This window comes from Mesorhizobium sp. P160219 (assembly GCF_057786095.1).
Genome location: NZ_JBYNWG010000001.1, coordinates 5,085,349 through 5,106,331, shown reverse-complemented (window position 1 = coordinate 5,106,331; position 20,983 = coordinate 5,085,349). Strand labels below are relative to the sequence as shown.

General features: G+C 63.1%; 19 protein-coding genes, 1 tRNA gene and 1 pseudogene. 11 read left to right on the top strand and 10 right to left on the bottom strand.

Annotated features, from left to right (window positions below):
- The first annotated feature begins 46 nt into the window (after positions 1 to 46).
- From mce to AC3EMP_RS24775, 6 genes are all read left to right on the top strand, one after another.
- The gene (gene mce, locus AC3EMP_RS24800; RefSeq protein WP_352712309.1) at positions 47 to 451 is read left to right on the top strand and encodes a methylmalonyl-CoA epimerase; all 405 of its coding nucleotides are present in this window, start codon (positions 47 to 49) and stop codon (positions 449 to 451) included.
- Positions 448 to 732 carry a DUF1467 family protein gene (locus AC3EMP_RS24795; RefSeq protein WP_023698332.1) on the top strand — a complete coding sequence of 95 codons (285 nt, stop codon included), beginning with the start codon at positions 448 to 450 and terminating at the stop codon, positions 730 to 732. The genes mce and AC3EMP_RS24795 overlap by 4 nt, the downstream gene beginning before the upstream one ends.
- A 730-nt stretch (positions 733 to 1,462) precedes the next feature.
- Entirely contained in the window at positions 1,463 to 2,791 is a 1,329-nt protein-coding gene (gene proS / locus AC3EMP_RS24790) for a proline--tRNA ligase (protein ID WP_023735912.1), read from the top strand.
- Positions 2,792 to 2,895: 104 nt separating this feature from the next.
- Positions 2,896 to 4,134, top strand: a complete 1,239-nt coding sequence (locus AC3EMP_RS24785) for a lipoprotein-releasing ABC transporter permease subunit (RefSeq protein ID WP_031209216.1) — start codon at positions 2,896 to 2,898, stop codon at positions 4,132 to 4,134.
- Positions 4,131 to 4,814: an ABC transporter ATP-binding protein gene (locus AC3EMP_RS24780; protein ID WP_023685211.1), complete on the top strand. Its 684-nt coding sequence runs from the start codon at positions 4,131 to 4,133 to the stop codon at positions 4,812 to 4,814. Before AC3EMP_RS24785 ends, AC3EMP_RS24780 begins: the two co-directional genes overlap by 4 nt.
- Positions 4,815 to 5,274: 460 nt before the next feature.
- Entirely contained in the window at positions 5,275 to 6,525 is a 1,251-nt protein-coding gene (locus AC3EMP_RS24775; protein ID WP_023735910.1) for a peptidase M50, read from the top strand.
- Between the two features lie 19 nt (positions 6,526 to 6,544).
- On the opposite strand, the gene lipB is transcribed toward AC3EMP_RS24775, so the two are convergent.
- The gene (gene lipB / locus AC3EMP_RS24770) at positions 6,545 to 7,288 is read right to left on the bottom strand and encodes a lipoyl(octanoyl) transferase LipB (protein ID WP_023735909.1); all 744 of its coding nucleotides are present in this window, start codon (positions 7,286 to 7,288) and stop codon (positions 6,545 to 6,547) included.
- 338 nt (positions 7,289 to 7,626) lie between these two features.
- Between lipB and AC3EMP_RS24765 the strand changes: the two genes are divergently transcribed.
- Positions 7,627 to 7,711, top strand: a tRNA-Leu gene (locus AC3EMP_RS24765).
- A gap of 200 nt (positions 7,712 to 7,911) precedes the next feature.
- Here AC3EMP_RS24765 and AC3EMP_RS24760 read toward each other — a convergent pair.
- Both AC3EMP_RS24760 and AC3EMP_RS24755 read right to left on the bottom strand, forming a co-directional pair.
- On the bottom strand, positions 7,912 to 8,145 hold the full coding sequence (locus AC3EMP_RS24760; protein ID WP_081726058.1) for a GcrA family cell cycle regulator: 234 nt from the start codon (positions 8,143 to 8,145) through the stop codon (positions 7,912 to 7,914).
- Between the two features lie 235 nt (positions 8,146 to 8,380).
- Entirely contained in the window at positions 8,381 to 9,460 is a 1,080-nt protein-coding gene (locus AC3EMP_RS24755) for a sensor histidine kinase (RefSeq protein WP_023685214.1), read from the bottom strand.
- 399 nt (positions 9,461 to 9,859) lie between these two features.
- Here AC3EMP_RS24755 and AC3EMP_RS24750 point away from each other — a divergent pair, with 399 nt between their 5' ends.
- Entirely contained in the window at positions 9,860 to 10,792 is a 933-nt protein-coding gene (locus AC3EMP_RS24750; RefSeq protein ID WP_023685215.1) for a TauD/TfdA dioxygenase family protein, read from the top strand.
- Between the two features lie 27 nt (positions 10,793 to 10,819).
- Here AC3EMP_RS24750 and sucD read toward each other — a convergent pair whose 3' ends face one another.
- The 5 genes from sucD to AC3EMP_RS24725 all read right to left on the bottom strand — a co-directional run bounded on the left by sucD (position 10,820) and on the right by AC3EMP_RS24725 (position 15,924).
- Positions 10,820 to 11,719, bottom strand: coding sequence for a succinate--CoA ligase subunit alpha (sucD, locus tag AC3EMP_RS24745; protein ID WP_023690296.1), 900 nt, complete (start codon positions 11,717 to 11,719; stop codon positions 10,820 to 10,822).
- Positions 11,720 to 11,733: 14 nt separating this feature from the next.
- Complete coding sequence (locus AC3EMP_RS24740; protein ID WP_023822174.1) at positions 11,734 to 12,918, bottom strand: malate--CoA ligase subunit beta; 1,185 nt, start codon at positions 12,916 to 12,918, stop codon at positions 11,734 to 11,736.
- An 18-nt stretch (positions 12,919 to 12,936) separates the two neighbouring features.
- Positions 12,937 to 13,911, bottom strand: coding sequence for an HpcH/HpaI aldolase/citrate lyase family protein (locus AC3EMP_RS24735; protein WP_023822175.1), 975 nt, complete (start codon positions 13,909 to 13,911; stop codon positions 12,937 to 12,939).
- Positions 13,912 to 13,921: 10 nt separating this feature from the next.
- Positions 13,922 to 15,112, bottom strand: coding sequence for an aminotransferase class V-fold PLP-dependent enzyme (locus AC3EMP_RS24730; protein ID WP_023822176.1), 1,191 nt, complete (start codon positions 15,110 to 15,112; stop codon positions 13,922 to 13,924).
- 146 nt (positions 15,113 to 15,258) lie between these two features.
- The gene (locus tag AC3EMP_RS24725) at positions 15,259 to 15,924 is read right to left on the bottom strand and encodes a response regulator transcription factor (protein ID WP_023670791.1); all 666 of its coding nucleotides are present in this window, start codon (positions 15,922 to 15,924) and stop codon (positions 15,259 to 15,261) included.
- Between the two features lie 266 nt (positions 15,925 to 16,190).
- On the opposite strand from AC3EMP_RS24725, the gene mgtE reads away from it, so the two are divergent.
- Together mgtE and AC3EMP_RS24715 are read left to right on the top strand one after the other, a co-directional pair.
- Entirely contained in the window at positions 16,191 to 17,609 is a 1,419-nt protein-coding gene (gene mgtE, locus AC3EMP_RS24720; RefSeq protein WP_023670790.1) for a magnesium transporter, read from the top strand.
- 158 nt (positions 17,610 to 17,767) lie between these two features.
- Entirely contained in the window at positions 17,768 to 18,154 is a 387-nt protein-coding gene (locus AC3EMP_RS24715) for a MerR family transcriptional regulator (RefSeq protein WP_006203215.1), read from the top strand.
- Positions 18,155 to 18,463: 309 nt separating this feature from the next.
- Here the strand turns inward: AC3EMP_RS24715 and AC3EMP_RS24710 are convergent, their stop codons facing one another.
- Together AC3EMP_RS24710 and AC3EMP_RS24705 are read right to left on the bottom strand one after the other, a co-directional pair.
- Entirely contained in the window at positions 18,464 to 18,970 is a 507-nt protein-coding gene (locus AC3EMP_RS24710; RefSeq protein WP_352712305.1) for a methyltransferase family protein, read from the bottom strand.
- The gene (locus AC3EMP_RS24705) at positions 18,967 to 19,977 is read right to left on the bottom strand and encodes a heparan-alpha-glucosaminide N-acetyltransferase (protein ID WP_352712304.1); all 1,011 of its coding nucleotides are present in this window, start codon (positions 19,975 to 19,977) and stop codon (positions 18,967 to 18,969) included. The genes AC3EMP_RS24710 and AC3EMP_RS24705 overlap by 4 nt, the downstream gene beginning before the upstream one ends.
- A gap of 233 nt (positions 19,978 to 20,210) precedes the next feature.
- Between AC3EMP_RS24705 and AC3EMP_RS24700 the strand changes: the two are divergent.
- A pseudogene (locus AC3EMP_RS24700) lies at positions 20,211 to 20,951 on the top strand (MFS transporter); the annotation flags it as partial.
- Positions 20,952 to 20,983: the final 32 nt, after the last annotated feature.

Here is a 20,983-nt window from a genome sequence, read left to right as displayed (position 1 = left end):
ACTGCCTGCTGCCTATTCCCTACTCCCTTAACTTGTGGAGCACTTCATGCTGGGACGCCTGAACCATGTAGCACTTGCCGTACCGGACCTGGCCGCGGCGATTGCGGCCTATCGCGATACGCTTGGCGCGAAGGTCACCGCGCCGCAAGCGCTGCCCGAGCATGGCGTTACCGTGGTGTTCGTCGATGTCGGCAACACCAAGATCGAACTCCTGGAGCCGCTGGGCGAACGGTCGCCGATCGCGGCCTTTCTGGCGAAGAACCCCTCGGGTGGCATGCATCATGTCTGCTACGAGGTCGACGACATCCTTGTCGCGCGCGATCACCTCAAAGCGAGCGGCGCCCGCGTGCTGGGCGACGGCAATCCCAAAACCGGCGCCCACGGCAAGCTGGTGCTGTTCCTGCATCCCAAGGATTTCTTCGGCACGCTGGTCGAACTGGAGCAGGCATGAGCTGGATTTCGTTTGCCGCCCTGTTCTTCATCACCTGGTGGCTGATGCTGTTCATCGTGCTGCCGTTCAGCGTCAAGACGCAGGATGACGACCAGGACGTGACGCTGGGCACGGTTGCGAGCGCGCCGCGCGGACCGCATATGCTGCGCGCCGTGATCCGCACCACCATCGTCACGGCTGTCGTCATGGGGGTTTTCTACAGCCTGACGCACGGGCTGGGCTACAGCCTCGACGAAGTCCCGCACATCATCCCCGAAGCCAGCCGGGCACCGGCTAACTAACCACTTTCCCGCCGACAGATCGGGTGGGGTGTTCGTGCCTGTTTTCGAAGCGCCAAACTCAGGTTTTGTCTCACCAGCCTGCGATGCGCAATAGGCGGCCAGGCATGGCCCACCCGTATTAGAATCACGACTGGGCATCAGGCTGACGCAAGCTCACGTGATTTGGGAACAGGTTGATTTAACCAGATGATCGGGCAAAAAAAATGCAAGGCACAAGGCCTTGCAATTTAAACGCGTTCCGATCTGTTTTCCGGTTTCCGGCGGCAGCGGGTAACCGCGCCTAGATCGCATCCTCCCAAGACTTTGACCGCGTAGGAGAGCAGATTTTTCTCCACCCTCTCGGTTATCGGCGCACACTAGCCTAACCCTGATGAAATTGTCACGCAGAATTTTGCCCGCAATCGGGCAATCTGTGCTGCAGTGCACAATAGTGCGGCAGGCTTTGCTTGCGAAACGAACAACGCCGGGGCTGCCGCATTAATGGGGCCAGGTGTGCCGCGTAGCCCGGACGCGCAAAGCGTGTGTGAGGACTTTGCAGTCAGGCGATCACTTTGCGTCAGAAGCATTATCGTTTTCGGTGCGAAGGTCTTTGGAAGAAGAATCGATTTTTGCGATTTCGGACCGATGCGACCGGTCGGGTTTCCATTCCGTCACGAAATAGCTATGAAGCCGGGGCAAGCAAGCCAGCCGCGCCGATTCCGGCGCAGCCTCCTCTCTCACGGACCTGTCCATGCGTTTGTCGCAGTTTTTCCTGCCCATCCTGAAAGAAAATCCGCGCGAGGCCGAGATCGTCTCGCACCGGCTGATGCTGCGTGCCGGCATGATCCGCCAGCAGGGGCAGGGCAGCTTTTCCTGGCTGCCGCTGGGCAAGCTGGTGCTCGACAAGGTCTGCCGCATCATCCGCGAGGAGCAGAACCGCGCCGGCGCGCTGGAAATCCTGATGCCGACCATCCAGTCGGCCGATCTGTGGCGCGAAAGCGGCCGCTATGACGATTACGGCAAGGAGATGCTGCGCATCAAGGACCGGCAGGACCGCGACATGCTTTACGGTCCGACCAATGAGGAAGTGGTCACCGAGATCGTGCGCGCCTACGTCAAGTCCTACAAGGACTTGCCGCTAAACCTCTACCACATCCAGTGGAAGTTCCGCGACGAGGTGCGGCCGCGCTTCGGCGTTATGCGCTCGCGCGAATTCCTGATGAAGGATGCCTATTCCTTCGACCTCGATTTCGAGGGCGCGAAGGCCGCCTATAACCGCATGTTCGTATCCTATCTCAGGACGTTCACGCGCATGGGGCTGCAGGCCATTCCGATGCGGGCCGACACCGGGCCGATCGGCGGCGATCTCAGCCATGAATTCATCATCCTGGCCGACACCGGCGAGAGCCAGGTCTATTGCGACCGCGAATATCTGTCGCTGCAGGTGCCCGGCGAGAAAACCGACTTCGGCAATGACGGCGAGATCGCCGACATCGTCAAGACGTGGACGACGCCTTACGCCGCCACCGACGAGATGCATGACGAGGCGGCCTGGGACAAGCTTGGCGAAGCCGACCGGGTCTCGGCACGCGGCATCGAGGTCGGCCACATCTTCCATTTCGGCGACAAATATTCCAAGCCCATGGGCGCCAAGGTGACCGGGCCCGACGGCAAGGATCATTTCGTTTCCGGCGGCTCCTACGGTATCGGTCCGTCGCGGCTGGTGGCGGCGATCATCGAGGCCAGCCATGACGATAACGGCATCATCTGGCCGGAAGCGGTGACGCCGTTCGACATCGGCCTGATCAACATGAAGGCCGGCGACGCCGAGTGCGACCGCGTCTGCGGCGAGCTCTACGCCGCCTTCACCGGCGCCGGCAAGGATGTGCTTTACGACGACACCGACCAGCGGCCGGGCGGCAAGTTCGCCACCGCCGACCTGATCGGCCTGCCCTGGCAGGTGATCGTCGGGCCGCGCGGCGTGGCCGCCGGCGAGATCGAGATCAAGAACCGCCGGACCGGCGAGCGCGAGACGCTGCCGGTCGCGGAGGCCAGGAAACGCTTCGGTGCAACCGCATGAGCGAAGCCGCGGCAGCGAAGTCTTCGGTAGCCCAGTCTCCGGTTGGCAAGTCTCCGGTCGCCAAATCTCCGGTCGCCAAGTCTCCGGTCGCCGGCCCGTTCTCCATGTTCGAACGCATGGTCGCCTGGCGTTATTTGCGGTCGCGCCGCAAGGAGACGGTGATCTCGGTCATCGCCTCGATCTCCTTCCTTGGCATAATGCTGGGCGTCGCCACGCTGATCGTCGTCATGGCTGTCATGAACGGGTTTCGAGCCGAACTTCTGACCCGCATCCTCGGCGTCAACGGCCATCTGATCGTGCAGCCGCTGGATTCGCCGCTTGAGGATTATGCGCAGGTCGCAGCCCGCATCAACGGCGTGGCCGGCGTCAAATACGCGATCCCGCTGATCGACGGCCAGGTGCTGGCGCAGGGCAATGTCGGCGGCGGCATGGGCGCGCTGGTGCGCGGTATCAGGGCCGAAGACCTCGGCAAGATCGCAATCGTCGCCCAAAACGTCAAGCAAGGCACGCTTGAGGGCTTCGACTCCGGCGAGGGCGTCGCCATCGGCAAGCGCATGGCGGAGAATCTCGGCCTTGTGCTCGGCGACACCATTACGCTGATCTCGCCGGATGGCGATGTGACGCCGATGGGCACGACGCCGCGACTGAAGGGCTACAAGGTGGCGGCGATCTTCGAGGTCGGCATGTCGGAGTATGACAGCTCCATCGTCTACATGCCGTTTTCCGAAGCGCAGCTCTATTTCAACATGGACGGCAGGGCGCAGACGATCGAGATCTATGTCGACAATCCCGATAATGTCGACGCGCTGAAACCGCTGGTCGATGCGGCGGCGCAACGGCCGATCGACATGGTCGACTGGCGCCAGCGCAACGAGACGTTCTTTTCAGCACTGCAGGTCGAGCGCAACGTCATGTTCATGATCCTGACGCTGATCGTGCTGGTGGCGGCGCTCAACATCATCTCCGGCCTGATCATGCTGGTGAAGGACAAGGGCCACGATATCGCCATCCTGCGCACGATGGGCGCCTCGCGCGGCGCCATCCTGCGCATCTTCCTGATGACGGGCGCTGCGATCGGCGTAACCGGCACGCTCGCCGGCGTGCTGCTCGGGGTGCTCATCTGCACCAACATCGAATCGATCCGCCAGTTCTTCTCCTGGATGACCGGCAAGGTGCTGTTCAATCCGGAACTCTATTTCCTCAGCCAGCTGCCGGCAAAGATGGACCCGCGCGAGACCACCTATGTCATCCTGATGGCGCTCGGCCTGTCCTTCCTGGCAACAGTGTTTCCGGCATGGCGCGCCGCACGGCTCGATCCGGTCGAGGCCTTGAGATACGAATGAAGTCCGAGATCATTATCGAGCTGAAGAGCGTCGAGCGGCACTATGTCCAGGGGCCGCGCAAGCTCACCATTTTGAACGGCGCCGACTTTTCGCTGAAGCGCGGCGAGATGGTGGCGCTGGTGGCGCCGTCGGGCACCGGCAAGTCGACGCTGCTCCATACGGCGGGCCTGCTCGAGCGCCCCGACGCCGGTGACGTCATTCTGGCCGGCCGCGCCTGCGGACGGCTCTCCGACGACGAACGCACGGCAATCCGCCGCAACGATGTCGGCTTCGTCTATCAGTTCCATCATCTGCTGCCGGAGTTTTCGGCACTGGAAAACATCATGATGCCGCAGCTGATCAAAGGGCTTTCGCGCAAGGAGGCGTCGGAGCGCGCAGCACAGCTGCTCGACTATATGCAGATCGGCAAGCGCGCGTCGCACCGTCCGTCGGAGCTGTCCGGCGGCGAGCAGCAGCGCGTCGCCATTGCCCGCGCGGTCGCCAATGCGCCCTTGCTGCTGCTCGCCGACGAGCCGACCGGCAATCTCGACCCGGTCACCGCCTCCTATGTCTTCGAGGCGCTTGGCGCGCTGGTCAAGCAGTCCGGCCTTGCCGCGCTGATCGCGACCCACAATCACGAACTCGCCTCGCGCATGGACCGCCGGGTGACGTTGGCGGATGGCAAGGTCGTTCCGTTGTAGGCCCCAACTTCCTCATCCTAGGGTCTGCGCCGCGTCGCTGCGCTCCTTGCTCCGCCCTAGGATCACGAAGTGATTGGTGCGTGTCCCGATCGCAAAGGCATGCGATGCGCCCTGCGTCAGCACTGCCGTCACCCCGTCAACCTTTCCTTAACCCTGCCCAAACCGGCTGTCAGGATTCGTCGGCCTGCCGCTTTCCGCTCATTGACTTTCGAACAAAGTTAGAACAAAATACGAACATATCAACAACAGGAGAGAGTTATGAGCGATCTTGTTCAGGACGTCGTTTCGTTGGTGTGCATGAGTGCGTTTCTGGTTTCCATGGCTGTCTGGATCGGCGCCATGTGATGCAACTGCGGTTCGCCGCACTGTTTTAGGCGGGCAGGAAGGCGCTGTGCCGTTAAGCCTTTCTTGCCGCCATGACGCTAGGCTGCCCCGCCAAGACAGGGAGCAAAAACCTCAGGTGTCGCCGATCGTGACGGCCCTTCTGGTGGCCGGTAATCTCGGACTGATTTTCCTTCTGATGACTGCGCCGCTCGGTTTGCGCACGGTGAGGCTCAGCCGCGTGGTCGCAATGGACCGGCAGCGCCTCTGGCAGGCGCTGTGGCCGCTCGGCAGCGATGCCGGCTGGTCCGGCGAGATACTCTCGGCCCAGCCGCTGGACGGGCAGGGCACGGCCCGCATCCTGCTGTCCTGGGAGGGCCGGGACGGCCAGCCGATCGAGCGAAGGTCGCGCTTCGAGGACGTCGTCGAAGGCAGTCGTTTTTCGATGCGGGTCATCGAGGATACCGCGCTCGACGCGTCGTTCTGGAAGGATTTTTATGAGACCACTGAACTCACCTCGGAAGGTGCCGGCACGCGGGTGACGCTCAGCCAGACCGATCGCTATCGCGGCGTCGCCTTCTTGGTGTTCCGCTACTTCGCCATGCGCCGCGAGCTCGGCAAGCTGGAGGTCTGGGCGAGGACCGGACAATATCGCAAGGGCGGTTGGTTCGAGCATCCGCTGAGCCAGGTCGGTTTCGCCGTTCTTTCGGCTTTCATCCTGTGGCCGTTCTTCGGGCTCAATCTCGGCGGCCTGGCGCTGGCCGCGATCCTGACCTCGGTGGTCGCCCTGCATGAGCTCGGCCACATGGCGGCCTTTCGGCTGACCGGTCATCGCAAGGCGCGGATGATCTTTATCCCGCTGCTCGGCGGCCTCGCCATTGGTGGCCGGCCTTATGACAGCCGCTTCGAGGTCGCCTTCGTGGCGCTGATGGGCGCCGGCTTTTCCGCGTTCCTGGTTCCGCTGCTGATCGTCGCCAGCGGGCTCGCATCCGGCGAGGGACATCGGCTTGCCGCGGCCCTTCTGGCGACGCTTGCCGGCTTTGCCGCATTGTTCAACATCGCCAATCTGGTGCCGGTTTGGAAATTCGACGGCGGTCAGGTGCTGCGCCAGATCTGCCCGGGGCCGGCCGCCCTGGCGCTCGCCTCGTTTTCCCTGCTCTCGGCCTTGCTGTGGCTTGGCTGGCTGGCCGGCTTTTCCCAAAGCTTTCTGCTGGTGGCGGGCGCCGTCTTTGCCATCCTCAGCCTGATGACAGTGGGTAGCGGGGTAAAACCGCGCCACGAATTGAAGCCGATCCGCATCTTCGATCGTTTCGCCATGGCCGGCGCGCTGCTGGCCGTCTTCGCCATTCACGGTTTCGGGCTGTTGTGGGCCTCGGCGCGGTTGCTTTGAGCGTTGGTCGAGGCGAGACTCAGCCGGCCTTGCGAGCCGGTTCTGTAGAAGTTGACTTCGCTGCCCCGAAAACATCCTCGAAGGCGGATTTCAGCGCCAGGTCGAAATCGGCCATGGTTACGGGCAGGCCGAGGTCGACGAGGCTGGTGACGCCGTGATCCGGCACGCCGCATGGCACGATGCCGCTGAAATGGCTGAGATCCGGCTCGACATTGACGGCAATGCCATGAAAGCTCACCCAGCGCCGCAGCCGGATGCCGATGGCCGCGATCTTGTCTTCAGCCGGCGAGCCGTCGGGCAGGGACGGGCGCTCGGGCCGCACCACCCAGACGCCGACGCGGTCCTCGCGGCGTTCGCCGCGTACATTGAAGGCGGCAAGCGTGCCGATGATCCACTGCTCGAGCGCGGCGACGAAGGCGCGCACATCCTCACGCCGGCGCTTCAGGTCAAGCATGACATAGGCAACCCGCTGCCCCGGCCCGTGATAGGTGTATTCGCCGCCGCGCCCGGCGGCAAAGACCGGGAAACGGTCGGGGTCGATCAGGTCCTCGATGCGGGCGCTGGTCCCGGCGGTGTAAAGCGGCGGATGCTCGACCAGCCAGACCATCTCGGCGGCTGCACCCGCGCGGATCGCCTCGGCGCGCGCTTCCATCAGGGCCAGCGCATCGGTGTAGCCGGTCAGGCCGGGCTCGATGCGCCATTCGACCGGCGCCGAACCCGGCAAGGGCAGGAACGACGTGGCGATCTGGCTGCGTTCGGTCATGGCTTTTTCGTTTTTCGCGTGATGCACGCCGGCTTGGCGAAACCGCCTTGCGCTCTGGGGCCAAATGCATTTGCCCTTCATATGGCGGTATCCGGCTGAAACGTCCAGTTCGCCACGCATTTCGGCCTTCGCGCACGACCCCGAAGATAGGAACGATCTTCGGAAAGGATCATGCGCCAAATCAAAGTGCTGCAGCGTCCTTTGCGCGTCCCACAGGACGCGCGGCGCTGTAGAGGCCGATATGCCAATTCGCGGCGATTATTGCGCGCCGCGCCCTTGTTTCGCAGGAAACGATTTGCTACACGCCGCGAGCCGGTTCGTTCCGGCTCCTACCACGGGCGGTCGTGGCGGAATTGGTAGACGCGCAGCGTTGAGGTCGCTGTGGGGCAACCCGTGGAAGTTCGAGTCTTCTCGACCGCACCATAATTTTTCGGCCATTGAAATCATTGCGGCTTCTCAGGCCGTCGACGCCAAATCATCGCCTTTGGCGCTTGAACCGGCCGCAGCAGAGTTGCAACAAGAGGTCGCAGAGCCGCACGCGAACGCCGCTTGGCTCGCACCGGCCAGCCTCCTGCACCTGAGTCCCCGGCTTTGCCGGTGGCGGGGCAGGGGATGTGGTTGACCTAAGCGGCGCGTCGTTGCGGGAAATGGAGACCCGGACGGGCTCGACGAGGGTCAACGGCCGTCACGACGGTGTGGTGGTGATCGCAGTAGACGCGATCCGGCGACGTCGGCCCGGCACAAAACCGGTAACCACCGGGTACCGACCGGTCTTCGCTCACCGGGAAGCGGCACTGGTGCAGGCCTAGCTGAATGAGGGGGACGTCTCTCGACGCTGGTCTGATATTTTCACGCATGATGGTTTTCAGTTTCCTGGTTCATAGCCATTGCCGGCTGACGGCCGCGATGCGACCGGTCGGAGCGAGCTTCTCTCGTTTTGGAGGGCTGTGGACCACATATGGTGCTGATAGCACCGTCAAAGAAGCCCGGCGCCCCGCTTCTGCAGCCAAATCGTTTGCGACTTAAGGCCACACCCGCGAGCGCCCGAAGCACCTGTCCGGCCGGGATTTGCCGGCGCGCCGTTGCATAGCCTCAGTCCGTCGCCGCCGATCGCTTGAAGACGATGGTGACCCTGGTTCCCTCGCCGGCACTCGACTTGACGTCGAATTGCGCCTTGGCATTTTCGGTCAGCGACCGCGCGATCAAGGAGCCGAGCTTGCCGGGCCTGGGCCAGGTCTCACCCGTCGGCAGACCGATCCCATCATCGGCGACAGTCACCCGGCAACCATCGCCGCTGACGACGCTGTGCAGCGTGATCGTGCCGCCATCGCGCCCGACGAATGCATGTTTGAGAGCGTTGGTCAGCAACTCATTGACGACCAGGCCTGTCGGCATGGCAACGTTGATGGATACCGGATAGGTATCCACCTTAAGGTCGAGGCGGATACCTTCGACTGCGTGCGACGCCATGACGGCGGACGCGATCTGGCTAAGGTACACGCCAAGATCCACCTCATCCTTCTGCTGGTCAGCCGACAATGTCTGGTAGAGGATTGCCAATGCGTCTACCCGGCCGGCAAGCCTTTCGAAACGCTTCTGGTCCGGTTCGGTGGCGTTGCGGGTTTCCATCCGGATCAAAGCGGTGATCATCTGCAGATTGTTTTTCACCCGATGCTGCAGTTCGCGCAACAGGGTGTCCTTCTCCCGGATGAGCTCCTCCGCGGGTCGCGCGTCCTCGGTCTCACCGTGTGCCGTGACGTCGACAAGCGCCACCAGCCGGAAGCAGAGCTTGCCGTTGTCGTCCTCGATAACGTTGGAATAAACGTCGACGATTGCCGGCTTGTCCTCGCCGCGCTCGAGGCGAAACGTGCCGACGAAATCGGTGTCTTCAACGACAGCCTCGGCGAGCGGCCTGTCCTTCTGCCGATGAAGCCCCCTGCCGGAAAGGGCCGCCCAGTTTTCCCGCGCAAGCTTCGGCGCCTTGAGGTCCGAGAGCTTCTCGAATTCGGGATTGGCGTAGACGACACGTTCCTTCGCGATCAATTCCGAGACGGCGATCGCGATCGGCATCTGGTCGAGAAATTTCTTGAACTGGTCGCTTTCCAGCGCGGTGGCGAGGTCAGGCGTATCGAGCAATTGCTCGACAGCGTCAGCCTTATCGGAGTCTGTCATCTCGGCGCCTGCGTGATGCGTGGAAGCCATCAATATCAGGCATGCAATTCACCCGCCATCTCCAATATCGAAGGGGATACGACAGCGTCACTACTGGTGCGGGCCGCGTCGCGCAGCGCTCCACCGCCTGCCGCTCACGAACGAATTGGACAGAAGGCATTTTTCTCAGGGCCGCCGAACTTTGAAAAGAAATGTCTATGGAATTTGTAGAATTACGCTTTGAATGGGATCTCGGTACTGCTCGCAAGCCTTGGCGGCCTTCGCCTCCTGAGTTGAGATCAGTGCTCTCGTTGCCAAGCAAGTCGGCTCCCGATGAGGGAGTTGCTCCGCCGATCGCTATGCGGCCGGCAGACGGCGGAGCATTGCCACCAGCCCGCGGCTTTAGAGGAAGAGGTTCCCATGACCAGACTTACCCCCGTAGAGCAGATCATCCCGGATGCCGATATTGTCCCGCTTACCGGACGCGTCGGCGCAGAGATCAGGAACATTCGGCTCTCCGGCGACCTGCCGCAGCAGACGGTCGCGGCGATCAACCAGATCCTGTTGCGGCACAAGGTGGTGTTCTTCCGCGACCAGGCGCATCTCGACGATGCCGAGCAGGAGCGCTTTGCCCAGCGTCTCGGCGACCTCGTCCCGCATCCGACCCAAGGTCCCGTCAAGGGAACGGCGTCCATTCTCGAACTCGATTCCAGCCGTGGCGGCGGTCGCGCCGACCAATGGCATACCGATGTCACCTTCGTCGACGCCTATCCGAAATTCTCCGTTCTTCGCGGCGTCGTCATACCGCCGGCCGGCGGCGACACCATCTGGTCGAACACCGCGGCCGCCTATCAGGACCTGCCCGAGCCGTTGAAGCTGCTGGCCGACAATCTCTGGGCGGTGCACAGCAACGCCTACGATTACGCCGCGGTGCGGCCGCGTGCGAGCGCCGCGGAAAAGAAGCACTTCGAGGAAATCTTCACCTCGACGATCTACGAGACCGAGCATCCCGTTGTCCGCGTCCATCCCGAAACAGGCGAGCGCTCGCTGCTGCTCGGCAATTTCGTGCAACGGCTGATCGGTCTTTCCAAAAGCGATTCGGCGAAGCTCTACGAGGTGTTCCAGTCCTATGTCACGGCGCCGGAGAACACCGTGCGCTGGCGCTGGAAGGCCGGCGATGTGGCGATCTGGGATAACCGCGCGACGCAGCACTACGCCGTCAACGATTACGGCGACCAGCACCGGGTGGTGCGTCGCGCCACGGTCGACGGCGACATTCCGGTCAGCGTCGACGGCCGCCGCAGCGCCACCCGCACCAAGGTCGCGAAGCCGGCAGCCGACAAGGCGGCATGAGGCGCGGTCGAACGCGAAGGCCGCTGTTCAGGCGGCCTTCTTCATCCCCGCCAGCGTCTCTGCAACCACCTCACCAAACGACGACGGCGTCGGCACGATGATCACCCCGGCGTCCTTGAGGATCTCCACCTTTTCCTGCGCCGACTCGCCGAAGGCCGAGATGATGGCGCCGGCGTGGCCCATGCGGCGGCCTTTGGGGGCGGAGAGGCCGGCGATGTAGGCGATCAGGGGCTTGCGCATATTATCGCGCGCCCAGATCGCGGCTTCGGCTTCCTGCGGTCCGCCGATCTCGCCGATCATCACCACCGCGTCGGTGTCGTCATCCTGTTCGAACAGTTTCAGCATGTCCTTGAAGGACGAGCCGTTGATCGGGTCGCCGCCAATGCCGACGCTGGTCGAGACGCCGATGCCGAGCGACTTCATCTGCGACGCCGCCTCGTAGCCCAGGGTTCCGGAGCGGCCGACAATGCCGACGCGGCCAGGCAGATAGATGCTGCCGCGCATGATGCCCATCAGCGCCTGTCCGGGCGTGATGACGCCGGCGCAGTTCGGGCCGATCAGCCGCATGCGGTCCTCGTAGCGGTAGCGCAGCATGTAGCGCTTGACCTGCATCATGTCCTGCGACGGGATGCCGTCGGTGATGCAGACGCAGAGTTTTATGCCGGCGTCGGCCGCTTCCATGATGGAATCGGCGGCAAAGGGCGGCGGCACGAAGACGATGCTGGCCTCGGCGCGGGTCTCGCGCACCGCGCCCTTGACCGTGTTGAAGACAGGCAGGCCGAGATGCTTCTGGCCGCCTTTGCCGGGGGTGACGCCGCCGACCAGCTTGGTGCCATAGCGTTTCATGTCGTCGGCATGGAAGCTGCCGATCTTGCCGGTGAACCCCTGGACGATGACGCGGGTGCTGCGGTTGAGCAGGATTGCCATTTTCTCGACCTCCCTCAGGCTGCTTTTTTCTTGGTGGCCGCGCGCCAGGCAGCGACGGCTTTTTCGGCGGCTTCGGCCAGCGTGTCGGCAACGATTACCGCCTCGCCGGAATCGGCCAGGATGCGGCGGCCTTCCTCGGCCTTGGTGCCGGAGAGACGGACCACCAGCGGCACGTTGACGCCGACCTCGCGTATCGCCTTGATGATGCCTTCGGCGACCCAGTCGCAGCGGTTGATGCCGGCGAAGATGTTGACCAGGATGGTCTCGACATTCTTGTCGCCGAGCACGGCGCGGAAGGATTTCGCCACCCGCTCCGGCGAGGCGCCGCCACCGATGTCGAGGAAGTTGGCCGGTTCGCCGCCGGCGATCTTGATCATGTCCATGGTCGCCATGGCGAGCCCTGCGCCATTGATGATGCAGCCGATGTTGCCGTCGAGGCCGACATAGGAGAGGCCACGGTCGCTGGCAAAAGTTTCGCGCGGATCTTCCTGGCTTTTGTCGCGCAGCTCGGAGATTTCCGGCCGGCGGAACAACGCGTTCTCGTCGAACGACATTTTGGCGTCGAGCGCGATCAGATTGCCGTCGCGGGTCACCACCAGCGGATTGATCTCCAGCATCGAGGCGTCGTAGTCGCGGAACACCTGATAGCAGGCGAAGATGGTTTCGGTCGCCTTGCCGATCAGATTGTGGTCGAGGCCGAGCCCGAAGGCGATCTCGCGCGCCTGGAAACGCTGCATGCCGACGCCGGGATCGACCGATGTGCGCAGGATGGAGTTCGGTGCCTTCTCGACGATGTCCTCGATCTCCATGCCGCCGGCAGCGGACGCCACGATCATGACGCGCTCTTCCTTGCGGTCGAGCACGAAGCCGACATAGAGCTCCTGCGCGATATCGACGGCTTCCTCGAGATACAGGCGCGAAATCAGCTTGCCGCGCGGGTCGGTCTGCTGTGTCACCAGCTTGCGGCCGAGCATGCCCTCGGCCGCGCTGGAAATCTCCTCGTCATTGGCGCACAGCTTGATGCCGCCGGCCTTGCCGCGGGCGCCGGAATGCACCTGCGCCTTCAAGACCCATTTGGAGCCGCCGATCTCGCGGGCCCTGTAGGTCGCCTGCTCGGGGCTGTAGGCCAGCCCGCCGCGCGGCACATGCACGCCGTGGCGTGCCAGCAGTTCCTTGGCCTGATATTCGTGGATGTCCATTTTGTCCTCCCTGAACGGTCAATGCGTGGCGACGCGCGGCTCGCTAGAGAATTGGCTGGCCCGTTCGATTGCCTCGTTGACCACCAGAACATTGCGCGCCATGCGTTCCGACGCTGCGTCGATCATCTTGCCGTCGAGTGCGGCCGCTCCCTTGCCCTGCGCCTCCGCCTCCTTCAGCACTTCGAGGATTCGCCTGGCACGGGTCACCTCTTTTTCCGGTGGAGAGAATACGCCGTTGGCGAGCGCGATCTGCGAGGGATGGATTGCCCATTTGCCTTCGATACCGAGGGCCGCCGCGCGCCTGGCCCCGGCGACGTAGCCCTCCGGATCGGAGAAGTCGCCGAACGGTCCGTCAATGGCGCGCAAGCCATAGGCGCGGCAGGCGACGGTCATGCGCGACAGAGCGAAATGCCACTGATCGCCGGGATAGTCGGGGTTGAGGCCGCCGATGTTGACCGTGCGCGCCTTGCAGCTTGCCGCATAGTCGGCGACGCCGAAATGCATGGCTTCCAGCCGGCCGGGTGTCGCGGCAATCGCCTCGACATTGGCCATGCCGAGCGCGGTCTCGATCAGCGCTTCGAGGCCGACGCGGGTCCTGAAACCCTTTGCCATCTCGATCTGGTTGACCATGGCCTCGACCATGTAGAGGTCAGCCGGCACGCCGACCTTCGGCACCAAAATGGTGTCCAGCCGGTCACCGGCCTGTTCCATGACGTCGACCACGTCGCGATACATGTAATGGGTGTCGAGGCCGTTGATGCGCACCGAGACGGTCTTGCCCTTGGCGCGCCAGTCGATGTCGTTGAGCGCCTGGATGATGTTCTTGCGGGCGCGCTCCTTGTCGGGTGGGGCAACGGCGTCCTCGATGTCGAGGAAGATGAAGTCGGCGGCGCTGTTCGCCGCCTTGTCGATCATTTCCGGGCTGGAGCCTGGAACCGCCAGCTCGCTGCGCTGCAGCCGTAATTTCTTGAGGTGGTTGATGGTGTGGCTCATTGTCGGCTCCTCAGGCGGCTTCGGCGACCGGCACGGCGGCCGAGGCGCGGAAGTGCTGGATGGCGGCGCCGACGCCGGAGCCGGGCGCCAGCCGTACGCCGCAGTCGAGCAGCGCCATTTCGGCGGCCGAGAGCGAGGCCAGCACCATCACCTCGTTCAGCCAGCCGAGATGGCCGATGCGGAAGACCTTGCCGATCACCTTGTTGAGGCCGCCGCCGAGCGCGGTCTGGTATTTCTGGTAGGCGCGCTTGACCACATCGCCGCTGTCGACGCCGTCCGGCACCAGGATGGCGCTGACGGTGTCGGAGTGCCATTTAGGCGTCTTGGCGCAGAGCTTCAGGCCCCAGGCGTCGACCGCCTTGCGCACGCCTTCGGCGAGGCGATGGTGACGGGCGAAGATGTTTTCCAGCCCTTCCTCGGCGATCAGGTCGAGCGAGGCGCGCAGGCCGCGCAGCAGCTGAGTAGCCGGCGTATAAGGGAAATAGCCGGCGTCGTTGGCGCGGATCATATCTTCGAAGGAGAAGAAACAGCGGCGGTGGGTGGCGCTCCGCGAGGCCACCAGCGCCTTCTTGCTGACGGAGAGGAAACCGAGGCCGGCGGGCAGCATGAAACCCTTCTGCGAGCCGCTGACCGCGCAATCGACGCCCCATTCCTCCTGGCGAAAGTCGATCGAGCCGATCGACGAGACGCCGTCGACGAAGAGCAAAGCAGGGTGGTTGGCGTCATCGAGCGCGGCGCGGCAGCCGGCGACGTCGCTGGTCACGCCGGTCGCGGTCTCGTTTTGGGTGCAGAAGACTGCCTTGATGCGGTGCGCCTTGTCGGCCCTGAGCCGCTCGGCATAGAGCTCGAGCGGCACGCCGGTTCCCCATTCGCAGTCGATGACATCGACCTCGAAGCCGAGCCGTTCGGCCATGTCGACCCACAGATGCGAGAACTGGCCGAAGCGCGACATCAGCACGCGGTCACCGGGGCTGAGCACATTGGTCATCGCCGCTTCCCAGGCGCCGGTGCCGGAGGAGGGATAGATGAAGACGCGGCCGGTCTCGTTCTTGAATACCGTCTTGATGTCTTCGAACAGCGGTAGCGTGAGATCGGGGAAGGATGCTGCACGCATGTCCTCCGTCGGCAGGTTCATCGCCTGGCGGACCTGTTCGGGAATGTTGGTCGGTCCGGGAATGAAAAGATGGGTGAAACCGGCCATGTCGCGAACTCCTCCTGATCCAGCAAAGCGGTGATGGGGAGTTTCGTTTCGACGGCTAATGGGAACAACACCTCAAGAGGTAACATCTTGCCGCGCGCGGGTGGGGGTTGCCTACCCGGGTGACCTACCCGCGGCTCATCGCTTTCCTACCCGAACGGCTGCTTCTGGGTACGCCGCTCGCGCGCATAGAGCGCGACGGCCATCGCCCGGTTGCGGACGTCGAGCTTGTCGTAGAGATTCTTGAGGTGATACTTCACCGTGTTCTCGGAAATCCCCGTACGCGTCGCGATCTGCAAATTGGTCCAGCCGTCGGACAGCACGGCCAGCAGTTCGCGCTCGCGCACGGTGAGCAGCGACAAGGGCGTGTCGTTGACCTTATTGATGTCGATGTAGGGGATGCAGATGCGTCCATGCGCGACGGCCAGGATGGTCTCGAAGATGATCGCTGGATCGTCGAACTGGAAGCAGTAGCCCTGGGCGCCGAGGCGCACGCACTGCTTCAGGATGCCGATGTCGTGGTCGTTGGAAAACACCGCGATGCGCACGCCGAGCTTGCGGCTGTGAACCTCGGCCAGCACATCGGCGCCGTCCATGTCGGCAAGCTTCCACCCGATGATTGCGACGTCGAATTCGCCTTCCGCTGCCAACTCAAGAAAATGCCTGCCGCTTTGCACGCAGGCCAGGAGCTCGAAGCGCCCGTCGCAGTCCAGCATGTCGCGCAGCGCCGATATCACGAGCGGATTGCGTTCGGCCACGACCACGCGCACGCGCCGTTCCTCGATTGCTTTCTGCGTCTGCGACCTGATCTTCAAGGGCTTCCGGCTGTTCTGGTTGTCGCCTGGGCGGGTCCGGCCTTTGCCTGAACCTGCATCATGACAATTCTGCCCCAACCGTGCTGGGGTGCTCTTTCCCCAGCGACATGCGCTGTCGCGCCGCCTGAATCCTGGGCGGCGTCATATCCTGATGAAATCGCTCTCGCCCATATGCAGGGCGGGGCGCATTTCGTTTGATATTACCGTGCGTTGCGCGCTAGACCTGACAGGCACCTTTTCCGAAATTCCCATGGCGGGAGCCGCTGGTGGAACGCCAGGACGACCACACGACCGGCGCCAAAGCCGCTGACGATGCCCACGCCGACATCTATGGCGAGGACGGCGCCGTTCTGTCATCATTCCTCGCCCAGATCGGGGCGGCGATCGCCGATCGCGATACGCTGACGCTGAAGCGCGAAGTCGACGACCTGCACCAGTCGGAACTTGGCGATCTGCTCGAGGCCCTGCACCCCGAACAGCGTCGCGCCCTTGTCGAACTGCTCGGCGCCGACTTCGACTTCTCGTCGCTGACCGAGGTCGACGAGGCGATCCGCCGCGATATCGTCGACAATATGCCCAATGAGCAAATTGCCCAGGGCATGCAGGACCTCGATTCCGACGACGCGGTCTACATTCTCGAAGATCTTGAAAAGGAAGACCAGGACGAGATCCTGTCGCAGCTGCCGTTCACCGAGCGGATCAGGCTGCGCCGCTCGCTCGACTACCCGGAAGAGACCGCCGGCCGCCGCATGCAGACCGAGTTCGTCGCCGTGCCGCCGTTCTGGACCATAGGCCAGACCATCGACTACATGCGCGAAGACAAGAACCTGCCCGAGCGGTTCAGCCAGATCTTCGTCATCGATCCAAGCTTCAAGTTGCTCGGCGCCATCGACCTCGACCAGATCCTGCGCACCAAGCGCACGACCAAGGTCGGAGACGTGATGCACGAGACGAGGCACGCCATTCCGGCCACCATGGACCAGGAAGAGGCGGCGCGGGACTTCGAGCAATACGATCTTCTGTCCGCCGCCGTCGTCGACGAGAACGAGCGGCTGGTCGGCGTGCTGACCATCGACGACGTCGTCGACGTCATCCAGCAGGAGGCCGAGGAAGATCTGCTGCGCATGGGCGGCGTCGGCGACGAAGAGTTGTCCGACAGCATTCTTTCGACCTCGCGCTCGCGCGTTCCCTGGCTGCTGGTCAACCTGTTGACGGCGTTCCTGGCGGCGTCGGTGATCGGCCTGTTCGACCGCACCATCGAGCACATCGTGGCACTGGCCGTGCTGATGCCGATCGTGGCCGGCATGGGCGGCAATGCCGGTTCGCAGACCATGACCGTCACGGTACGCGCGCTGGCGACCAGGGATCTCGACATCTACAATGCCGGCCGCATCATCCGCCGCGAAATGGGCGTGGGTTCCATCAACGGCATCATCTTCGCCGTGCTGATCGGCATCGTCGCGGCCGTCTGGTTCCGCGATGCCAATCTGGGCGGCATCATAGCGGCGGCGATGATCATCAACATGTTCGTGGCAGCCCTTGCCGGTATCCTGATCCCGCTATTGCTCGACCGGTTCAAGATCGATCCGGCGGTGGCGTCGGCGGTTTTCGTCACCACCGTCACCGACGTCGTTGGCTTCTTTGCCTTCCTTGGGCTGGCCACCTGGTGGTTCGCTATCCCTTGAGAAAGAGGCGTTGCGGGCTCAATTGACTTTTACGTAAATGTGGTGCGAGGCTTGCGCGGGGTTTCATGCCGAGTCCGGCTTGGAACGGGGTTGATCGGAATGCGTTGGAAATCCCGGGCGACCGGGCGTTTTCCGATGTTCCGACATTTGGAGCAAAGATGCGGGAATATTATTCGATCACCGAACTGACCCGCGAATTCGACGTGTCGACGCGGACGCTGCGCTTCTACGAGGATGAGGGGCTGGTGCAACCCGTGCGGCGGGGCCGCACAAGGCTGTTTCGTCCGTCGGACCGGCATCTGATCCGTCAGATCATGCGCGGGAAACGGCTCGGCTTCTCGATCAACGAGATCCGCGAAATCATCCAGATGTACAAGGAACCGCCCGGCGAGGTCGGTCAACTCAAGCTGATGATCAAGCGCATCGAGGAAAAGCGCGAGGATCTCAGGCAGAAGCGCCGCGATCTCGAGGAGACGCTGGCGGAGCTCGACCAGGCTGAGGAGTCTTGCGTCGAGCGGCTGGTGGAGCTGGGGGTTAATACCTGAGCGGACCGTCGAGCGTTTGCGCGCCCGTCGCAAACGTTCGCGATTAGCGGAGGCCTTCCACACTTCGTCATTCTAGGGCGAAGCAGGAGCGAAGCTCCGTCGCGGAGACCCTAGAATCCATTCCGTGACATTGGCCGTGGAGTGCAGCGCTGCAGAATTCTGGACCGTGGCGCCGCTTGGAAGTCGCGGCATGGATCCTCGGGTCTGCGTTGCGTCGCTACGCTCCTTGCTTCGCCCGTGGATGACGAAGAGATGGGCGTTTCGGCTAGTCGCCAAGGCATGCGAACCCTGCCAGCGATCACACTCGCCTCAAATCCACCGGCGCACCCGCTTCGCATAGTCGCGGTACTTCTTGCCGAATTTGGCGAACAGCACCTTCTCCTCGCTCTCGATGGCGACCTTCTGCGTTGCAAAAGCCGCGATCAGGGCCAGCGGCAGGAACCATACGATCCCCGAGACGAAGGCGACGCCGATCAAAAGCAGCGTGTTGGCCAGATACATCGGGTTGCGCGTGACGCCGAACGGGCCAGACGTCACCAGATGCTCCGGCACGCCATTGGGGTTCATCGTCGTTTTGGCCCGGATCATGGCGCGGATAGCGGTGAACCAGAGGGCTGCGACGGCAAACAGCACCACAAAGCCGGCGGCAAACAAAAGGTCGCCCAAGAGGTCGCCGATCCAGGGCAGGGGATAGAACAGGCCGAGCACGATGCTGATGGCGATGGCGGCGATGTAGATCAGCGGCGGCCACGGGATCAGCCGTGGTCTCGATAGATCGGGTTTTGCCAGCCCGGGTCTTGTGAGCTTGTCGGTCATTGTTGCCCTCCCTGCGTCATCGGACTCTCCTCCGTCCTGGCGGTGCAGATGCCGGCGAGTTCACCGAGGTGCGCTTTGAACTCCGGGGTCTGGTCACCATTGTAGAGCCGGTCGAATGCCGCTTCGCTTTGCAGCGTGTCCAGCATGCACACACAATAGCTGGTGCAGAACTCCGTGTCGCGCTGCTGTTCGCAAGATACCTGGCATTCCTTGAGGAAGATCACTTCCCTTGTTTCGACGGGCGCCGGCGCGATCTGCGAGAACAGCCAGACGCAGCCGAACAGCAGCGGCTGGTGGATCAGGTAGAAAGCCAGGCTGTGGCGGCCGATGAAGGTGAGCGGCCTGGTCCAGCTTCCCGATGCCAGCGTGGCCAGCCGCGCCAGCAGGCCGGTGGTGGACGCAAACTTTGCCGCGGCGATGCCGAGAAGCAGGGCGCCGAACCAGGGAAACAGCGGCACGTAATCGTTGGAGCGCGGGTTGATCGCCGACAGGCCGACCCACCACAGCGCCGGATGATCGAAGGCTTCGGATCGGAGATAGAGGGGGACTGCGATCACCACCGCCGCCACGACCAGCGTCAGCCAGGAAGGCAGCCGCAGAAACAAAAGGCCGAGCAGGCTGGCCAGCGCGATCTGATGCAGGATGCCGAAGAAGATGAAGCTGTCCGGCGTGATGAAGTACGTGACCGCCGATATAGCGGCGGCCGCGACGGCGACCATGGCAAAACGTTTCCAGAAGCCGGTCCAGCGGATCTGCCTGCCATGAGCGAGAAACAGGCTGACGCCGACCAGGAACAGGAAGGTCGAGGCGATGCAGCGCGCATAGATCTTCCACCAGCCGACGGCGGTGAGGCCGGGATCGGTGTAGTGGAAATTTTCGAGATCCCAGGTGAAGTGGTAGCTCGCCATGGCGATCAGCGCGATGCCGCGTACGACATCGATGGCGACGATGCGCTTCGGTTGATCTCGCTTCAGTTGATCTCCAGGGGGTGCGGTATGGATGCTCATGGTCTCGCGATCTGATTCAGCCCCAAAGACGACTATCACGGTTGCACCGGACAAAAGAAGGCCGCCCTCTACGCTCCGGGTCGCGCCGTGCGGCTGCATCGGGCGGCGCTTTAGGCCAGAGCCGGAAAGCCTTTGGCCGAATTCGCTTTTTGCCGGGAAGGGGTCGGTTTCCTGTTACGGGCGGAGGAAGCGCCAGCGCAGATTTGACGCCGCGAGTCTGATTTGGGGATCAAATGTCCACCCATGTGCGCCATCCGATCTGGCTTCCGGCCCTGCGTCCGGCTGATGCGCGCACCTTTGCCTCGCTCTATGCGGTCGAATCCTTCGCCCGTGCCACGGTGTCGAGCGTCATCCCGATCCAGGCCTATGAGATTCTGCACAACGAGCAGATCGTCTCGATCCTCTACACCATCGTGGCGCTGCTCGGCCTGTCGGTGACCTTGTTCATGCCGATCTTGATCCGCAGGTTTGCCCGGCGCTGGGTCTATACCGCCGGCGCCTGCCTGCTGGCGATAGGCTCGCTGTTCTTCGTCACCCACACGCTTGCCGGGCAACTGGCAGGCATGCTGTGCCGCGTCATGGGGGCGAGCGCCCTGTCGATCACGCTCAACCTCTACATCATGGACCACATCCGCAAGACCGATTTCATGCAGGCCGAATCGCTGCGCATGGCGTGGTCGATGCTGGCCTGGACCGGCGGGCCGACACTCGGCATCTTCCTCTACACACGCTACGGCATCTATGCCGCGCATGGCGCGGTCGCGGTGTTTGCGTTGGCGTTGCTGGCGCTGTTCTGGGCCTACAGGCTGGGCGACAACCGGTCGATCCGGCCGGGCAAGACACGGCCGGCCAATCCGCTGGCCAATATCGGCCGCTTCGTAGCACAACCCAGGCTCAGGCTGGCCTGGCTGATCGCCTTCGGCCGCTCCTGCTTCTGGACGACGTTCTTCGTCTACGGGCCGCTGTTCATAGTTTAGACCATTCCTGAAAGATGAATCCTTGTTTG

What these genes read in the sequence shown, in the direction of transcription:
- mce (WP_352712309.1), top strand. Translation starts at nt 47, where the DNA reads ATGCTGGGACGCCTGAACCATGTAGCACTTGCCGTACCGGACCTGGCC.
- AC3EMP_RS24795 (WP_023698332.1), top strand. Translation starts at nt 448, where the DNA reads ATGAGCTGGATTTCGTTTGCCGCCCTGTTCTTCATCACCTGGTGGCTG.
- proS (WP_023735912.1), top strand. Translation starts at nt 1,463, where the DNA reads ATGCGTTTGTCGCAGTTTTTCCTGCCCATCCTGAAAGAAAATCCGCGC.
- AC3EMP_RS24785 (WP_031209216.1), top strand. Translation starts at nt 2,896, where the DNA reads ATGTTCGAACGCATGGTCGCCTGGCGTTATTTGCGGTCGCGCCGCAAG.
- AC3EMP_RS24780 (WP_023685211.1), top strand. Translation starts at nt 4,131, where the DNA reads ATGAAGTCCGAGATCATTATCGAGCTGAAGAGCGTCGAGCGGCACTAT.
- lipB (WP_023735909.1), bottom strand. Translation starts at nt 7,288, where the DNA reads ATGACCGAACGCAGCCAGATCGCCACGTCGTTCCTGCCCTTGCCGGGT.
- AC3EMP_RS24760 (WP_081726058.1), bottom strand. Translation starts at nt 8,145, where the DNA reads ATGCGTGAAAATATCAGACCAGCGTCGAGAGACGTCCCCCTCATTCAG.
- AC3EMP_RS24755 (WP_023685214.1), bottom strand. Translation starts at nt 9,460, where the DNA reads ATGACAGACTCCGATAAGGCTGACGCTGTCGAGCAATTGCTCGATACG.
- AC3EMP_RS24750 (WP_023685215.1), top strand. Translation starts at nt 9,860, where the DNA reads ATGACCAGACTTACCCCCGTAGAGCAGATCATCCCGGATGCCGATATT.
- sucD (WP_023690296.1), bottom strand. Translation starts at nt 11,719, where the DNA reads ATGGCAATCCTGCTCAACCGCAGCACCCGCGTCATCGTCCAGGGGTTC.
- AC3EMP_RS24740 (WP_023822174.1), bottom strand. Translation starts at nt 12,918, where the DNA reads ATGGACATCCACGAATATCAGGCCAAGGAACTGCTGGCACGCCACGGC.
- AC3EMP_RS24735 (WP_023822175.1), bottom strand. Translation starts at nt 13,911, where the DNA reads ATGAGCCACACCATCAACCACCTCAAGAAATTACGGCTGCAGCGCAGC.
- AC3EMP_RS24730 (WP_023822176.1), bottom strand. Translation starts at nt 15,112, where the DNA reads ATGGCCGGTTTCACCCATCTTTTCATTCCCGGACCGACCAACATTCCC.
- AC3EMP_RS24715 (WP_006203215.1), top strand. Translation starts at nt 17,768, where the DNA reads ATGCGGGAATATTATTCGATCACCGAACTGACCCGCGAATTCGACGTG.
- AC3EMP_RS24710 (WP_352712305.1), bottom strand. Translation starts at nt 18,970, where the DNA reads ATGACCGACAAGCTCACAAGACCCGGGCTGGCAAAACCCGATCTATCG.
- AC3EMP_RS24705 (WP_352712304.1), bottom strand. Translation starts at nt 19,977, where the DNA reads ATGAGCATCCATACCGCACCCCCTGGAGATCAACTGAAGCGAGATCAA.